General features: G+C 65.9%; 19 protein-coding genes and 1 riboswitch. Of the genes, 11 read left to right on the top strand and 8 right to left on the bottom strand.

Annotation, left to right across the window (positions count from 1 at the left end; genetic code table 11):
* Positions 1 to 57 precede the first annotated feature (57 nt).
* Genes L632_RS0118755 through L632_RS25130 form a run of 6 tightly spaced genes read right to left on the bottom strand, consistent with a single transcriptional unit; the run spans position 58 to position 5165 of the window.
* Positions 58 to 834 carry an ABC transporter ATP-binding protein gene (locus L632_RS0118755; RefSeq protein WP_028714220.1) on the bottom strand — a complete coding sequence of 259 codons (777 nt, stop codon included), beginning with the start codon at positions 832 to 834 and terminating at the stop codon, positions 58 to 60.
* A complete protein-coding gene (locus tag L632_RS0118750) occupies positions 831 to 1832 on the bottom strand; it encodes an iron ABC transporter permease (RefSeq protein WP_028717342.1) in 1002 nt (333 codons plus the stop codon). The genes L632_RS0118755 and L632_RS0118750 overlap by 4 nt, the downstream gene beginning before the upstream one ends.
* A complete protein-coding gene (locus tag L632_RS0118745) occupies positions 1829 to 2713 on the bottom strand; it encodes an ABC transporter substrate-binding protein (protein WP_028717341.1) in 885 nt (294 codons plus the stop codon). Before L632_RS0118745 ends, L632_RS0118750 begins: the two co-directional genes overlap by 4 nt.
* Entirely contained in the window at positions 2710 to 3282 is a 573-nt protein-coding gene (locus L632_RS0118740; protein ID WP_028717340.1) for a hypothetical protein, read from the bottom strand. The genes L632_RS0118745 and L632_RS0118740 overlap by 4 nt, the downstream gene beginning before the upstream one ends.
* Position 3283: 1 nt before the next feature.
* Complete coding sequence (locus tag L632_RS25010) at positions 3284 to 4435, bottom strand: TonB-dependent siderophore receptor (RefSeq protein ID WP_305809641.1); 1152 nt, start codon at positions 4433 to 4435, stop codon at positions 3284 to 3286.
* Complete coding sequence (locus tag L632_RS25130) at positions 4392 to 5165, bottom strand: TonB-dependent receptor (RefSeq protein WP_028717338.1); 774 nt, start codon at positions 5163 to 5165, stop codon at positions 4392 to 4394. Before L632_RS25130 ends, L632_RS25010 begins: the two co-directional genes overlap by 44 nt.
* 176 nt (positions 5166 to 5341) lie before the next feature.
* Positions 5342 to 5533, bottom strand: a riboswitch (cobalamin riboswitch).
* 256 nt (positions 5534 to 5789) lie between these two features.
* Between L632_RS25130 and L632_RS23635 the strand changes: the two genes are divergently transcribed.
* On the top strand, positions 5790 to 6368 hold the full coding sequence (locus tag L632_RS23635; protein WP_028714225.1) for a DedA family protein: 579 nt from the start codon (positions 5790 to 5792) through the stop codon (positions 6366 to 6368).
* On the opposite strand, the gene L632_RS23630 is transcribed toward L632_RS23635, so the two are convergent.
* Positions 6323 to 7291 (bottom strand): alpha/beta fold hydrolase, encoded by a 969-nt coding sequence (locus L632_RS23630; protein ID WP_051476496.1) that lies wholly within the window; start codon positions 7289 to 7291, stop codon positions 6323 to 6325. The two genes, L632_RS23635 and L632_RS23630, sit on opposite strands and share 46 nt — an antisense overlap.
* A gap of 86 nt (positions 7292 to 7377) precedes the next feature.
* Positions 7378 to 8481, bottom strand: a complete 1104-nt coding sequence (locus tag L632_RS23150; protein ID WP_051416334.1) for a hypothetical protein — start codon at positions 8479 to 8481, stop codon at positions 7378 to 7380.
* A gap of 645 nt (positions 8482 to 9126) precedes the next feature.
* On the opposite strand from L632_RS23150, the gene L632_RS0118710 reads away from it, so the two are divergent.
* The 10 genes from L632_RS0118710 to L632_RS0118665 all read left to right on the top strand — a co-directional run bounded on the left by L632_RS0118710 (position 9127) and on the right by L632_RS0118665 (position 16205).
* Positions 9127 to 9540: a universal stress protein gene (locus tag L632_RS0118710; RefSeq protein WP_028717337.1), complete on the top strand. Its 414-nt coding sequence runs from the start codon at positions 9127 to 9129 to the stop codon at positions 9538 to 9540.
* A 324-nt stretch (positions 9541 to 9864) separates the two neighbouring features.
* Positions 9865 to 10188, top strand: a complete 324-nt coding sequence (locus tag L632_RS23145; protein ID WP_232215737.1) for a hypothetical protein — start codon at positions 9865 to 9867, stop codon at positions 10186 to 10188.
* Positions 10181 to 10558, top strand: coding sequence for a hypothetical protein (locus tag L632_RS0118700; RefSeq protein ID WP_036698865.1), 378 nt, complete (start codon positions 10181 to 10183; stop codon positions 10556 to 10558). Before L632_RS23145 ends, L632_RS0118700 begins: the two co-directional genes overlap by 8 nt.
* Positions 10559 to 10565: 7 nt before the next feature.
* Positions 10566 to 10736, top strand: a complete 171-nt coding sequence (locus L632_RS24750) for a hypothetical protein (RefSeq protein WP_028714228.1) — start codon at positions 10566 to 10568, stop codon at positions 10734 to 10736.
* A 1-nt stretch (position 10737) separates the two neighbouring features.
* A complete protein-coding gene (locus tag L632_RS0118690) occupies positions 10738 to 12132 on the top strand; it encodes an APC family permease (RefSeq protein WP_028717336.1) in 1395 nt (464 codons plus the stop codon).
* A 2-nt stretch (positions 12133 to 12134) separates the two neighbouring features.
* Positions 12135 to 12818: a hypothetical protein gene (locus L632_RS23140; RefSeq protein ID WP_051416335.1), complete on the top strand. Its 684-nt coding sequence runs from the start codon at positions 12135 to 12137 to the stop codon at positions 12816 to 12818.
* On the top strand, positions 12815 to 13126 hold the full coding sequence (locus tag L632_RS23135; RefSeq protein WP_051416336.1) for a hypothetical protein: 312 nt from the start codon (positions 12815 to 12817) through the stop codon (positions 13124 to 13126). The genes L632_RS23140 and L632_RS23135 overlap by 4 nt, the downstream gene beginning before the upstream one ends.
* Before the next feature lie 535 nt (positions 13127 to 13661).
* A complete protein-coding gene (locus L632_RS0118675; RefSeq protein ID WP_028714230.1) occupies positions 13662 to 14312 on the top strand; it encodes an ABC transporter permease in 651 nt (216 codons plus the stop codon).
* Positions 14313 to 14337: 25 nt separating this feature from the next.
* Positions 14338 to 15486: a betaine/proline/choline family ABC transporter ATP-binding protein gene (locus L632_RS0118670; protein ID WP_028714231.1), complete on the top strand. Its 1149-nt coding sequence runs from the start codon at positions 14338 to 14340 to the stop codon at positions 15484 to 15486.
* On the top strand, positions 15483 to 16205 hold the full coding sequence (locus L632_RS0118665) for an ABC transporter permease (protein ID WP_036698864.1): 723 nt from the start codon (positions 15483 to 15485) through the stop codon (positions 16203 to 16205). Before L632_RS0118670 ends, L632_RS0118665 begins: the two co-directional genes overlap by 4 nt.
* The last annotated feature ends 34 nt before the right edge of the window (positions 16206 to 16239 follow it).

Raw genomic sequence — 16239 nt, 5'->3', positions numbered from 1 at the left:
CCCGCGGCCTGCCCGCGTTGCCCTTGGACCTTCGCGGGCGGTGGTTTTCCGTGCCGCCTAGTCGGTCACCTCCCATGCGACCGGAAGCTGCTGGCCACGGATCTGGATCTTCACCGTTTCGATCCCGTAGGTCGGGCGCAACACATCGGGGGAAAGCGCGGTTTCAGGCGGGCCGGCGACCACGATCCTGCCCTGCGCGAGGACCGCGACCCGGTCGCAGAACCTTGCCGCCATTTGCAGGTCGTGCAGCACGCAGACCACTGCGGTTCCGCCCCGTGCGATCATGCGAAGCTGGGCCATGACCTCAAGCTGGTGGCGGGGGTCCAGCGCGGCGATGGGTTCGTCCACCAGCAGCACCTCGGCACCGACGGCAAGGGCGCGGGCCAGCATGACCCGCGCCTTTTCGCCCCCCGAGAGGGTGTCGACGGTCCGGTCTGCAAGACCCATCACGCCGCATCGGGCCATGGCGGCCTCGACAAGCGCATCCTCCATGGCCGCCGCCCGTCTGGACCAGCCTCGATAGGGCAGACGGCCAAGCCCGACCAGCCGGCGGACGCGGATCGGCCAGATCGCGTGGTGGCCCTGCGCCAGATAGGCCAGCAGCCGCGCCCTTTCCCGCAGCGGCACGGCGGTCAGGTTGCGGCCCTGAAGCAGGATCTCGCCCGAACTCAGGGGAACAAGTCCAAGGCTCGCCCGCAGAAGCGTCGATTTTCCGGCACCGTTCGGCCCGACCAGCGCCGTCATGCCGCCCGGCTGAACGGCAAGGGTGATGTCGCGCAGGATTTCCCGCCCCCGCAGCGAGACGCCCACCCCTTTCAGGTGCAGCGGGATCATGCCTGCTCTCCTTGCAAACGAAAGATCAGCGCAAAGAAGAAGGGGGCACCGATCAGCGAGGTGACGACGCCAAGCTGCAATTCCGGCCCGACGGCGATCAGCCGGATCGCGATATCGGCCGTCAGCAGCAGCGCCGCCCCACCCAGCGCCGAGGGCAGAAGCAGCCTTGCCGGGGCGTGATCCGTGAAAGCGCGCAGCAGATGCGGCACGATCAGCCCGACGAAGCCCACCGCCCCCGCGACCGACACCCCGGCGCCGACGCACAGGCTGGTGCCCAGCACCACCTGCATCCTGACCCGGTTCACCGGCGTTCCCAGCGAGCGGGCGGTATCCTCGCCCAGGGTCAGCGCCTCGAGTCCCCCGCCCGAGGCAATCAGCATCGCGCAGCCGATCAGGATGAAGGGCGCGGCCAGCCCCAGGTCGGAAAGCGTCCTGTCCTTCAGCGATCCCATCAGCCAGAAGGCGATCTCGCTGATGGCCCAGGGGTTGCTGGACAGGTTCATCACCAGCGAGATCAGCGCGATCGACAGCCCGCCTATCGCCACCCCGGTCAGCAGCAAGGTCAGCTTGGCAGCGCCACGCACGGCCAGAGCCCACAGGATCGTCGTCGCCGCCAGTGCCCCGGCCATCCCGGACAGCGGCAGGGTCCACGAACTGGTCGCGGCCAGCCCGAAATAGATGACCAGAACCGCGCCGAAGGCCGCAGCCGAGCTGACGCCCACCACCCCCGGCTCGGCCAGGGGGTTTTGCAGCAACCCCTGCAACGCGGCGCCCGACAGTCCCAAGGATCCGCCGATCAGCAGCGCCAGCGCGGTGCGGGGCAGGCGCAGATCCTGCACGATGGTCACGGTCTTGGGGTCTGCAAGACCGGCAAGGCCCCGCAGCACCTCGCCCACCGGGATGGGCGTATAGCCAAGGACAAGCGAGATGACGACCAGCACGCAGCAGGTCAGAAGCAGCGCCATATTCAGCGCCAGCTGCGGAACCGGGCGGATCATCGGAACGCGTCCTCCAGCCGGACCCGCTCGCCGGCGAGAAGCGTGACGGCTTGCGAGATCACCGGATGGTCGCAGGGCCAGAGCTTGCCCGGGACCGGCAGGACCACGCCCTGTTCGGCAGCCCGCCGCAGGACGGGATTGCGCCCCAGCCCGGCGTTTCGCGCCGGCGGTTGCGTGTCGAAATAGGAAACCACGAAAGCCCCGGGCGGGGTCATCACGATCTGCTCAAGCGGGATGCCGCCCCAGCCTGCGGGACCGGTCCTGCGCTGCATGTTCCGGTATCCGGCAGCGGAAAGCGCCGCATCCACGATGGTGCCGGCACCCGCGCCGCCGCCGTCGGGGCGATAATAGGCCACCACTGGCCCGTCCCTGCCGGGGTCGGCGGCGGCCGCGAGGTCGTGCAGGAACGCCGCGCGCAGCGCCTTGCCGCGCTCGGGCTGACCCAGCCGCTTTCCGACCTGCGGGATCTTGTCCGCCAGTTCCTGCAGGTCCGAAGTCGCCCCGAGATCGAGTTCGGCGATCCCGAAGCGCCCCAGAACCCTGCGCATCTGGGTCGAGCTGCCCTGGCCCGTCACCACCAGGCCGGCATCGCCCGCGATCAGCTCCTCCAGGCTGCCGCGGTTCCGGGGCAGACCGGCCGCCTCTCCGGCATAGGGGGAGGACGGGCCCGCCGCATCCCGCGACAGGCTGAGGATCTGGTCGCGATCGGCCAGCGCCAGCACCCACATATCCCCGCATAGCGCCGTCGAGGCGACGCGCGGTTTCGCGGCAGGTGTCGCAGGGGGCAGGGATTGCCCGCCCCCCGCCCCCACATGTGCCGCGGCGATCCCGAGCGACAGCAGGGCCGCAAGGCCCGCCGCCAGGGCGGCGATGGGTTTCATCCCCTGTAGCCCTTGCTCATCCGGTCCGCTGCGCCGTCCTCGATGCCGATATAGGTGCGGCGAACGTGGTCCCATGTCGCCAGCCGCTCCCAGTCCGGCTGGTCGGCCAGCTGGTCGTCGGCGGTGATGAAAGGGTTGGGAAAGAAGAGGCTCAGCATCTGCTCGCCCTTGCCGTTATCCATGCGGAATCCCCACGAGCGGGGATGCCCGTCGGGATCGAGGCTGCGGAAGAACTCGGCCTTGCCCGGACGACGATGGGCGACCAGCGCCTCGCCGCCCTGCTTCACGGCGCCTTCGTTGCGGCCGATGCACAGATGAAAATGCCCCTGAAGCCGGTAGAACACCGTCAGATAGCCGTCATGCAGCGAAATGCGCTGCGGCTTGGACGGTGGCCGCAATTCATAGGCGGCCCCCTCGACGATGGGACCGAAAGAGAGCCCCTGCCAATGATTGTCGAAGATGTCGGTCAGGAAGTCTTGCAGCCAGTCCTGATCCAGCGGTGCGGGCCAGCGATGTTCCGTCGCGCGCCCTTCGGCATTCACGGTCGTTTCCATGGTCAGCTTCGTCATGTCAGTTCCCCTGCAGGCTCAGGCGGATGCCGGCGAACAAGCTGCGGTCGTTGGTGTTGTAACCCCAGCTGGTCTGGTATTGCTTGTCCAAGACGTTCTCGATCCGGCCATAGAGTTCGGCCCGCTCATCCAGACGATAGCTGGCCAGCAGGTCGGTCACGCCATAGCCGCCAATCTCCTGCCCATAGCCGCTGACCGCGCCCAGGCCGTTGCGGCTGGCATAGCGCAGGCGCGCGCCCACCGACCAGTCGCCGGGGCGATAGCTGACGGTCAGCGCACCGGAGTTCTTGGGCTGGCCGCGCCACTGGCCGGTTTCGTCATTATGGGACAGAACCCAGGTGTGGTTGTGCTGGATCAGCAGGTCTTGCAGGATTTCGGCCTGCCAGGACAGCTCGATGCCTTTCTCGCGCGTGCGGCCGGCCATGTAATAGCCATAGCTGCCGTCCTCGCGCAGGCCCCAGGCGATCTTGTCCTCGACCCGGTTCTGGAAATAGGTCGCGCCCAGTTCCAGCCCGGCATCCGGCCAATAGACATCCGCGCCGATGTCCCAGCCGCGGCTACGCTGTGCCGTAAGGTCGGGATTGCCATAGGTCGGATCGTAAAGCTGATAAAGCCCCGGCGCCTTTGCACCGGTGCCATAGCTGGCCCGCAGCTTCACATCCGCCGCGCCGCTGGCGGAAAGCAGATAGGCCCCGGTCAGCCGCCATGTGTTGAAGGTGCCGAACTGATCATTGTCGTCGCGGCGCAGCGCGGCGGTCAGGGTCAGATGGTCGTCGGGACGCCAGGCCGCCTCGGTAAAGAGCGCGGTGGTGGCGTTGCTGGCGATGAAGCTGCCGGTATAATTGGTGATCTGGAGGGTTTCTTCCTTCTCGCGCGTGACGCCGCCCACAAGCGACCATGGCTCGGCCGGCTTCCAGGTCACGTCGTAGCCATAGCGGGTCAGCATGCCGTCGTAGACATCGCCCTCGGGCCGCGAAAAGCCGGTATGATAGGTTCGCCGGGCATTGTAGCGGCCCCAGCTGAGCGTCTGCCGCAGGGTCCGGTCGGCGCTTTCATGGAGGATGCGCGCGCCCAGGTTCCATTCGTCCTTTTCGACCGTATCGCTGCCGTCACTGGGCGGCGAATCGTATTCGTGCCACGTATCGCTGCGCAGAGAGTTCGGCCCGCAACTGCGGCGCGATCTGCCAGCCCAGTGCCGTGCCGATCCCGTTGCCGCGATGGGCGTCGTCGTCCATGGGGCCGGGAACCGGGCTGGTGCGCGGATCGGCCTGCGACGGGCCGTCGTAATGCGTGGAAAAGCCGCTGACCCGGGCGTCGAGATCGCCCCTTTTCCACAGCAGGGTCGCGGTGGCCCGGCGCCAGCCGTCCGGACCAAGCTCCAATCCGCTGGACAGCCGCCAGCCGTCCTGGACCGGGCGCCTGGTGATGATGTTGACAACGCCGCCGATCGCGTCCGATCCGTAAAGCGAGGACTGGTTGCCGCGCAGCACCTCGATCCGGTCGATGCCCTCGACATCCAGATGGTCGAACTGGAACGCCGTCTCGGTCGAGGACGGATCGCCAAGCCGGACCCCGTCCATCAGGACAAGCACCTGGCCGTTATCCGATCCCCGGATGCTGATGCTGGTCCAGGCACCGGGACGGTCCTGCGAGACCTGAACCCCCGGCACGTCCCGCAGCAGGTCGGTGATGCGCTTCGCCTGTTCGCGGCGGGCGCGCTCCTCGGTCACGACGGTGACGGCGCTGCCGATGGCGCGTTCAGGCAGGTCGGCGCGCGAGGCGGTGACGACGATGGTATCCAGCGTCACCGCGTCCTCGGCGGTGGCAGGCGGGACGGCAAGGGTTGTGCCCAACAGCACGGGAATGATATGGCGGACCTTCATTTCGGCACTTATCCTCGTTCAACGGGAAGGGAAGCCGGATACGAAGGCATCGCCGCGACGGTTCTTCCGCCGCGCGCGCGAGTTCAGATTCTATCGGTCGCATCGCACATACCGCTGCCTTCGATCCACATGGGTCACCGCAGCGGAAATCCGCACCCTCGGCTTGTCCCGGCCGCGGGATGGGCGACAGCGACGGCAGGTCTCCTGGCTTCCGGTTCCTTGCGAGTTCCGCGCCTTCCCCCGCCCTGGGGCAGAGTGGCATATGCGGGTCGCTCCCGGTTACAGTTGCGGGCACAGCTGCGGCATCGGTTTCCCTCACCGCATTCCCTTTTCACCCCTTGCGGGGCACCGTCGGCGACCGGATAGCACAAGGGAGTTGTCAAATAAACAGATTAGATGGGCAGTATCTGCTTTTTCCCGCCTGATGGCAGTGCGCTTGATATCGCGGCAAGATCGATGAGGAGATCGACGTCACCCCGGGGGGCCGAGTGCCTCTGGGCATCGCGCGATCTGGATGCGTTCGGCGCCATGCGTGTCGCCGGCGCAAGCCTTGCGGCTTGCGTTTGCGGGTGGGTGTCCTTAGCTTGATCTGTCCCGCCCCTCGCCCCAAGGAGACTCCGCGCGGTGGAAGCCCTTATCGAACAATATCTGGGCAATCCGCTGATATTGGCCTTGCTGCTGTTTCTTGCGAATTTTGTCATGGAAGAAGGGGCGATCATCGCCGGCGCGGCACTGGCCGCCGCAGGAGAGATCGGCACCGGACTGGCCCTGGTGGCGCTGGTAACCGGGAATATCATCAGCGACTGGGCCCTTTACGGGATCGGCGCACTGGCCGGAAGCAACCGTCTCGTCCGGCGCTGGGTGGACGGCAAGATGCTGGAGCGGGGACGGCGGCTGCTGGATCGCGGCGTCCTGCCGGCGGCGCTGCTGGCACGGCTGTTGCCTCCGGTCTTCATGGCCAGCGGTTTCCTGCGCGTCGATTTTCGCCGTTTCGCAATCGTGAACGGCGTGGTCGCGGCAGTATATACGGCGGCGCTGTTCTTCGGGGCGTTCGGCCTCAACCTGGTCCTGTTCGATCTGCTGGGCAACTGGGCCTGGCCGGTCATGGTTGGGCTGGTGATCGGCGCGGTCTGGCTGAGCCACCGCTTCACGGTCTATTATTTCGCCTCGGACAAGGACGAGGGGGGGCGCTCGGGCGACTGAGACGACGACTTTCCGTCCCCGATGACGCAAGCCAGAGCTGCGCGCAGCAAGTCGGCATCCGTCCAGGGCAGGAAATGGTCGGCCTCTTCGATCAGGATCAGCCGCGGGCCGGGACTGCCGGGCAAATGCGCCTGCAGGAAGGCCACGTTTTCAGGCGGCACTAACGTATCGGCCAGCCCCTGGACGATGGTGACGGGGGCAGTGACACGCGCCAGGTCGGGGGTCAGCTCCTCAAGCCCGGGCCGAAGATTCATCAACTCGGCATTGGCGTTGGCCAGTTCCGTGGGCAGAAGTCCGGCAAAGAAATCAAGCGCCGCCAGTTGCTGCAGGGGATGGGTTTCCTCCAGCTCCGGATCGGCGGCGCCGCCGATCAGCAAAACCCCCGCAACCCGGTCGGGATAGTCGGCGGCAAGCCGCAACGCAACCGGGCCGCCATAGGAATAGCCGACCAATACCGCGGCTCCGGTCCCGCCCGCCGTCAGAAGCGGGGCGACGGCGGCGGCCTGACCGGCCAGATCGGGCTCGGGCTTTTCCCCGCTGGCGCCGAAGCCGGGACGGTCCACGGCCATGTGATATTGCCCGACCGGAACGTCCAGCAGGAAGCGGTCCCATTCCTCGGCGGTGCCGGGGCTGCCATGCAGGAAAATCACCCGCCGCCCGCCGGGTTGGCCCGCCGCCAGATAGCCCAGTTGGGCCTGCCCGTCCCCGCGCGCCAGCCGCATTTGCCGGACCGTGCGGCCCTGTTCCCCGGGCCAGGCGTCGTCGGGTTCCAGCCCGATGCCGGTGATCGCCGAGAACTGTTCGCGCAACGGCTGGAACGGCTCAAGCACGAAACCCAGCGCCCCTTCGGCCAGCGTCTGTTCCGGCGCGGGGATCACGATGGTTTGGCCGGGGGGCGGACAGATGGGCAGATCGGGAATCATGCAAGGCTCCTTTGCGGAGGACTGAAGCCGCCGCACCGCTCGACGGCGGGATTGTCTCGCCCGGCGCGCAGCTGCGCAAGGGATGTTCACGAGCTTTGGGGATAGACGCGCCGCAGCGCCTCCTGTTGTCGCTGCAACCGGATCATGGCGCGCAGGCCGACGGGCCGCGCCCCGCGCCTTCGCATGGCATCGCCGATGGCGAAAAGCCAGCGATACTGTTTCCACAACGCACCGTATGCCTGCCGCAGCGTGCTGCCGCCGGCCCAGAAATGCAGCATCTCGGCACCGGCGCCGTTCAGCTCCAATATCCTGAAATCGCGGGCCGCACCCAGGTCCTCGACGCTGCGGAAGCGGATGTCGAAGCGCCCGAAATGAAAATCCGGTATCTCGCGCGAGATCTCGTCGATCAGCGATTCCAGCTGCGGCGTCACCAGCGATTGCGCGTCGCGATAGACCGCGCCGAGCCTTGCGCTGCGGGCATTGGTCAGGACGTGGAAGGCGCCGGGGCCGGGCACCGTCTCCCAGCTTTCGGGATGGCGGTCGCGATAGATGGCGCTGTTCGGACGCAGGACCTTGTCGGCCCGGACCAGCTGGGCCACGCTGCGGCAACCGTCACCGATCACATGGGGCGGATAGACGAAGGCCATCGAGACGATGCGTCCCCGCACCTGGTCGGGATGGCGCAGATAGAAGATCCCCGCCTCGCCGGGCAAGTCGACCAGTTCCTGCAACAGGATGACGGTGCCCGGAGGCTGCACCGACAGATAATCCGCCAGATCCCCGGCCCGCTGGATCAGCCTGACTCCCCAGCCCTGATAGCCGCGGTCGGGTTTGGCGACGACCGGGAAATCCAGCCCGGCCTCGGCCATCGCGGCCAGGGCGCAATCCACGGGGGCCTCGGTTCCGGGATCGCAACGAAGGCGGGCAAAACGGGCCAGCCGCGCCCTGCCCTGCGACCCGAACAGGTCCAGCCCCTGCGATTTGCTTTCGCCCCACAGGCCCCCCGCCTCCATCGCGGGATTGGCGGCGCTGGGAAGCGTCAGGCTGCGGTAACGGATCGCCAGCGCCAGCCACATCAGCGCGGGAACCACATAGAACAGCCGTTCGGGGATGTGGCGCTTGAAGGCGGGATAACGCTCTCCCTCCGGCGGACGGAACTGGAGAGAGGCGGCTTGAGGCGTGCAGGTCAATGGTTCGGGTCGTCCTTTTCCGGGGTCGCGGATGGTGCTCCGGGCAGGGCCGAGCCATCTTTGCCGGCGATGCGGCCCGGCTTCCGACGCGCCATCCGGAAGAAGCGACCATGGCGCAATATAGCCCGAAGGTCCAGATTTCGATGATCAGCGATCAAGCGCTACGCCGGTTGCGGGGCTTTGCGCGCTGCGGCGAAACCGGCCAGCGCGAACCGCATTTCGAGGTGCTGTCGGCCAATGCGCTGGCCTCTGGTCACAGCGGCGATGTGCCGCCGATCTTTGCCCATCTGGATATCCGGGACAGCATGCGGTTTGGAGTTCGTCCCGCCCTGCGCTCACCCGATCCGTCGTCCTCGATTCCCCTGTTTTACCCGCAGCCTGGGCGCATCCATCCTGATCGTCTTCTGCATATAACCGCAAGATCAACGGACCCTAACCCCAGGACGACCGTTCCGTTTTTGCTTGCCGTTTCGCGGGTTGGCCGATCCGGACGTGGGCCAGCGGGGCGGCGGCAATCGCCCGGCCGCTGCAAATCGAGGGAACCGGCTTGCAGGAATTATGGCCCTTCCTTCAAAAACTCCTTGGCAAGTCACAGGTAAAAATGGGAGCCTCCCGCCTTGTGGATTTAAGAAGGGAGGAAATCCGATGATCCAGAAGATCCTTTGTCCAACCGACGGGACCGATCATTCCGATATTGCCGTCGCTTACGCTGCACAGCTGGCTGCGAAATTCGGCGCGTCGCTGACCATATGCGTGGTGAATATCGCCCATGGCGGTGCGCGTGGCCCGGTCATCCATCATTGGACCAATCAGGAAATGACCGACAAGCTCGAGCGCGCCCGCACCCTCGCGCTCGAGAACGGCGTCGCCGAGGTGAAGCAGGTCGACATCGTCAACCGCGAAGCCGCCGCGGGAATCGTGACCTATGCCGAGCACAACGCCTATGACCAGATCGTTGTCGGAACCGGTGACAAGCGTGGATTGTCGCGACTGATGCTGGGCTCTGTCGCGGCCGATGTCATGGCACGCGCGCATTGCACCGTCACCGTCGCCCGGTGATTCGCCGCGACTGACGATCGCCCGCATGGGAAAATCCTGTCGCGCGGACCGGGCGCCGGTTTGCGCGACCGTGAAACCAATTGCTTGATATATCAATGTAATTCATGGATCCCAAGGCGACGACCAAGCGCGCTTTGCGCTTGGCACGCACGGCCTTGACCGGCGTTCCCTCGGCCAAAAATCTCTCTCCGCTGAAGAAGAAACTTGACAGAATGTCGCAGGATGCCTTTCCTGTAGAGAAAAAAGCTTTCGAGCGCAGAAAGAATCGCGCTACGGCCCACGCGGACGACTTATCAAAAATCGGGCCTCAGGGAGGAATGCAACGTGTCGAATCTGACGAAACGGATCGAAACCATGCATCGGCGCGACATCGCCGTGGCATTGGCCTTTGTGCTGGGACTTTGGTTTGCGATCATCTTCGTGGCGATCGGGACCTGGTCGCTGGCGCCGTCGGCGGCAGCGCGGACGGTGCTGCTGATCGGCGGGGCGGTGGTGCTGCTGTTCAATTCGGCAGCCATCATGGCGATGCTGCGCCACTATCGCGAGGACCGGGACTTCATGTACGGGCTGGATATCCAGTTCCTCGACGAAGCCCGAGAGGCCAGGGAAGCCAGGCGCTATGAGGAAAGGGTCCTGCGTCATGGCTAAATACAATGCCCCCGTCCAAGGCAAGATCGGCCAGATCATCGACGTGATCGTCCTGCTGATCATGGCCATTGGCGCGTTGTATATTCCCTTGTGGCTTGGTCTCGCGGGGTCCGCGAAAAACCCGCAGACCCTCGAAAATCCGACATGGGAGGCGCTGGCCCAAAACCCGGCCATGGTTGAGCAATGGCATAAACTCGGCTATTCCGACCCGAGCCTTGCCGCCGAAATGATCACCGCGCGTTTCGACTACAGTTTCTCGATCGGCGCATTGCTGGCGATGATCGTTGTCGTCGTGGGTTATTACGCAATCCTGCTGCGGTTTTCAGAAAACGAATATCGCGACGTGATCGCCGAAAAATTCGGAGAATGAGGGCATCATGGATCTTTGGGATTATCTGGAATATGCGGCCTGGGGCGCCTCGGCGGTGTTCGGCCTGGTCATCGTCCTGGACTGGATCCGCACCGACAGCACCTATAGCGAGGAGTTCCTGACCTCCTCCCGCGAGGGGGAGCTGGAAGCCCTGACCGAAGAACAGCATCGGGGGTGACATGGAACAGGTGCATAAAACCGAACATGTCGGCCTGGCCCGCGTGCTTGGCCCCGCCCATGTCTGGGCGCTTGGCGTGGGGATCGTTCTGGTCGGCGAGTACATGGGCTGGAACTTCGCGGTCGGCAAGGGCGGCGCCTATGCCGCGCTGATGGCCTGCTGGTTCGCCGGCATCCTCTATACCTGCGTGGCGATGATCGATTCAGAAGTGACCTCGACCGTCGCCGCCGCCGGCGGGCAATATACCCAGGCCAAGCATATCGTCGGGCCGCTCATGGCCTTCAACGTCGGGCTCTATCTCGTCTTCGCCTATACCATGCTGGAGGCGGCGAACGCGATCACGGTCGGCTTCCTCGTCGATACCGTCGCCATGATGAGCGGCCATCACGGCGGGATCGACCAGCGGCCCTTCATCATCCTGGCCATCATGTTCCTGGCCTGGCTGAACTATCGCGGCGTGCTGGCGACGCTGACCTTCAACCTGGTCATCACCGCCATCGCCTTTTCGGCGATCATCGTGCTGTTCCTGTCGACCTCGGGCGCCCTGGGGACCAGCCCGCTGCGCCATGCCGACCTGATGGAGGGCGCCGCATCACTGCCCTACGGCTGGCTCGGTATCCTCGCGGCGATGCATTTCGGCCTGTGGTTCTATCTGGGGATCGAAGGCACCACCCAGGCCGCAGAAGAGGTGCGCAGCCCGGCGCGCTCGCTGCCCTTCGGCACGCTGGCCGGGGTGATGACGCTGGCCATCGCGGCAACCCTGACCTGGTATGTCTGCACGGGGCTGATGCCCTGGGAATATCTGGGTCAGGCCGGCGTGCCGCTGTTCGACGCGGCCCGGCTTAGCGGATCAAGCTTCCTGATGGTGTTTCTGGGCATCGGCACGCTGTTTGCGACGCTGGCCTCGGCCAATGGCTGCATCAACGACGCCAGCCGCGCCTGGTTCGCCATGGCGCGCGACCGCTACCTGCCGGGCTGGTTCGGCGCGGTGCATCCCAAGCACCGCACGCCCTATCGCTCGATCATCTTCCTGGTGCCGATCGCGCTGATCTTCGCGCTTGGCGCGCCGATCGACCAGGTGATCACCTTCTCGATCCTGTCGGGTCTGCTGGAATACACCTTCATGCCGCTGAACATCATCCTGTTCCGGCGCAAATGGCCGCTCGACACCATCAAGCGCGGCTACGAACATCCGTTCCACCCGCTGCCGGCCTTCGCGCTGCTGGCGCTGTGCGGGACGGCCTTCTTCGCGGTGTTCCTCGGCTACGGCACGCAACTGGTGGCGATGATCGCCTTCTACATCGTGGTCTCGCTGTGGTTCCACTTCTGGCGCTACCGCTTCGTGGACCGCGGCGCGCAGTTCACCATGCCTTGGCCGAAGCCGAGGGGCTACTGAACATGCAGGCGGGGCTTCTCGTCCTGATCCTTGGCGGGGGGCTGGTGATCCTAGCCCTCCGCCTCAGATCCGAGGCGGCGCGGCGCAGTTCTGCCCGCGCCGGCTATTTCGACCGCATCGCGCCAATGATGCGCGATCTGCGCCGCGCGGTGTCGCCGACCGGCTTTGCCCGCGTCTCGGGCCGCATCGAAGGGGTCGAGACCGATCTCCAGGCGGTGCCCGACACGCTGACCTATCGCAAGCTGCCGGCGCTGTGGCTTCTGGTGACCCAGCCCGCCGCCCTGCCGGTCTCGCAACGCGTCCACCTGATGGCGCGTCCGCGCGGGATCGAGCCTTTCTCGGCCTTCGACACCCTGCCGCACCAAACCCTGCTGCCCGAGGGATTTCCCCATGATGCCACCTTGCGCAGCGAAAGGCCGCTCTCGCCCGGCGACGCCGCCTTGCTGGCCCGCCACCGTGCGGTCTTTGCCGATGCGAGGGTGAAAGAGCTGGTGATCTCGCCCAAGGGCCTGCGGATCACCTGGCTTGCCGACGAGGCCGAGCGCGGCCGCTACCTGCTGTTCCGCGAGGCCGAGATGGGACGGACCCCGCTTGCCCCGCAGACGCTTGCACCGCTTCTTGCGGCGCTGGCGGGGTTGCGCGCGGATATCCTGGACGAGGCCGCCGCCGAAAGGAAATGCGCATGAGGCCGCCGCCCAATCCCTATCTGGTGCTGGCCTCGGCCGTCCTGCTGCCGGGTTCCGGCCAGGTCTGGAACGGAGAGCCGCAGCGCGGGCTGATCTTCCTGTTCTTCCTGCTGCTGCTGGGTGGCTTCACCCTGATGACCACCGGACCCGAGATATCCTTTGTGGGCCGTTTCGCAGGGGCCTTCTTCGTGCACGCCATGGCGATCTTCGACGCCTACAAGCGCGCGCGCATCCGGCAGGCGGTTTGGACGCATGACGCGCGTTCAAGCGCAAGGCCGAGGCATAGCGGTGGCCAGAACGCCTCTTAAAACCGATGTGCAATCAGGCGGGGTTCAGGGGCATCCTTCCATGGCGATAGCAGAGGACCGGGGTTCGGCGCGATGGTCGAACCGGCGGCACCTCCGCCCCTCACCTGCCCACCGGCACCTGCGCGACCGTCGCTTCGGTCAGCATCCCGCCGGGGATCGGCCGCGGCGTTGATCCGCCCGAACGGCGACGGCTTCCTGGTCCACGGGTTTGCGGCTCATCATCGCTGCCTGACAGGCCCGACGAACCGCAAGCCCTTCCGCCTTCAATCAAGAATTCCGTCCCATAGGCCCTGACGCCGGACAGGCGGGGTGGTCCTGCGGCCGGGATTGTTGCAAGATGGGATCATGCGACAGCTTTGCGATATGCGATCCGGTGGAGCGATGATCTCCGCCCCGGTTCACTGGCGCCTGAACCGTCCTCGCGACGGATTCGTGCAAGCTGGTGACGAATTGGCGCAACATGATGCCGTTTCAACCGGGCTATTCCGGGATATCGCTGGTCGGCCCCCCATCTCTGCCCGAGGGAAAGAGGGATATGGAAATATTTGGTTTCATTGCGAATAACTGGCCGGTCATCCTGCGGCTGGCCGGCGAGCACATCTCGATCGTCGCGGTGGCCGTGGGGCTGGCGATCCTGACCGGCGTGCCCATCGGCATCGCCATCACCCAGAACCGGCGGATCGCGGACGCGGTGCTCTATGTGGCCTCGATCATCGTCACGATCCCCTCGATCGCGCTGTTCGGGCTGATGATCCCGATCCTGTCCAAGATCGGCCAGGGGATCGGCTGGCTGCCGGCGGTGATCGCGATCCTGCTCTATTCGCAGCTGCCCATCGTGCGCAACACCTATACCGCCATCACCAATGTCGATCCGGCGCTGCGCGAGGCGGCCATCGGCATGGGCATGACGCCCTTCCAGCGGCTGACCCGGCTGGAGATCCCCATCGCGATCCCGGTCATCATGGCCGGCGTGCGGACCGCGGTGGTGATGAATATCGGCGTCGCGGCCATCGCCGCCTATATCGGCGCCGGCGGCCTGGGCGTGCTGATCGCGCGCGGCATCTCTCAGACCGATCCGCGCCAGCTTGTCACCGGCGCACTCGCCGTCTCTCTTCTCGCCATCGTGGCCGACTGGGCGCTTTTGCAATTGCAGAAGCGGCTGACCCCGGCCGGGCTGAAACGCTGACATTTCCGGGCAAGGACCTTTGCGGATGATCCGACTCGAAGACCTGACCAAGAGATTCAAGACCCCCGGCGCCGATATCGTGGCCGCCGACCGGGTGAACATGGAAGTGCCCACCGGCGAGATCTGCATCCTGCTGGGGCCCTCGGGCTGCGGCAAGACCACGGCGCTGAAGATGATCAACCGGCTGATCCCGCCCACCAGCGGCAAGATCTACATCAATGGCGAAGACACCGCGCAGCTGGACGATATCCAGCTGCGGCGCAATATCGGCTATGTGATCCAGCAGATCGGCCTGTTCCCGAACATGACGATCGAGGAAAACATCTGCGTCGTCCCCCGGCTGCTGAACTGGGACATCCGCAAGGCCCGGCAGCGTGCCGCCGACCTGCTGGACCTGGTGGGTCTCGACCCGCGCCAGTTCCTGCGGCGCTATCCCAAGGAGCTGTCGGGCGGCCAGCAGCAGCGCGTCGGCGTGATCCGGGCGCTGGCCGCCGATCCGCCGGTCATGCTGATGGACGAGCCCTTCGGCGCCATCGACCCGATCAACCGCGAGATCATCCAGGACGAGTTCCTGAAGATGCAGGCCGAGCTGAAGAAGACCATCATGTTCGTCAGCCACGACATCGACGAGGCGGTGAAGATGGGCGACAAGATCGCCATCTTCCGCGCCGGCCGGATCGAGCAATACGACACGCCCGACATGATCCTGGCCCATCCCGCCAATGCCTTCGTCGCCGATTTCGTGGGCGCGGACCGCACGCTCAAACGGCTGCGGCTGGTCACGGCCGAAGAGGTGGCCTCCACCGAGGTGCCGGTGACCGCGCGGTCGACCAAGGTGTCCGACGCGCTGCACCAGCTGACCGTCGCGAAGGCCCGCCGCGCGGTGGTCATCGACAGCGACCGCCGCCCGGTGGGCTTCGTGACCGCCGAAGAGATGGCCGGCGCCTCGGGCGCGGTCCGGGACTTCGCCCATCCGCTGCCCGCCACCGTGCCGATCCGGGCGGACCTGCGCGCCGTGGTTTCGGAAATGTTCGCGCATGACACGATGTGGCTGGCCTGCACCGACGATCACGGCCGTTTCGCGGGCGTCATCACCCAGCCGGACGTGACCGCGGCGCTGCGCGCGACCTATGGTCCCGACAAGGGCGCGGGACTGGAACAGGGGGCGTCATGACACGCTGGCTGGGTCTCGGGCGCGGGGCGACGATGCTGCTGGTCTTCCTGCTGGGCATCTGGGTAGCGACCTCGGGGTTGCTGGACCAGATGGCGATATACTGGGACGACATCACCTATCTGACGCGCCAGCACGTGTTTCTGGTCGCCAGTTCCGGCGGAGCGGCGATCCTCGTGGGCGTGCCGGTGGGCATCTGGCTGTCGCGCCCCTCGATGGAGCGTTATGCCGAAACGGTGATGCAGGTCTTCAACATCGGCACCACCATCCCGACGCTTGCGGTCATCGCGCTGTCGATGACGCTTCTGGGCATCGGCTTTCCGCCGGCCTTCTTCGGGCTGTTCGTCGCCTCGCTGCTGCCCATCGTGCGCAATACCTATGCCGGGCTGCTGGCCGTGCCTTCGCATCTGAAGGAGGCCGCGACCGGCATGGGCATGACGCAGCGGCAGATCCTGTTGCGGGTCGAGATCCCGAACGCGCTCTACGTCATCTTCTCGGGCATCCGCACGGCGCTGGCGATCAATGTGGGCACGACGCCGCTGGCCTTCCTGATCGGCGGCGGCGGACTGGGCGAGCTGATCTTTACCGGCATCGACCTGATGGACACGGGCATGTTGCTGGCGGGCGCGGTCCCCACGGCGGCGCTGGCCGTGGCCGTCGATTTCCTGATGGGACAGGCGCAGCTGCGGCTGATCCCGAAAGGCGTGAATCCGCTTCGATAAGGCGGAACCAGAACCAGCAACCAAGGGAGCCAAC

The sequence above is a fragment of the Paracoccus sp. J39 genome (assembly GCF_000518925.1).
Classification (GTDB): Bacteria; Pseudomonadota; Alphaproteobacteria; order Rhodobacterales; family Rhodobacteraceae; genus Paracoccus.
Note: the sequence above shows the minus strand (reverse complement) of the source record. Positions and strands in the feature narration are given on the sequence as shown.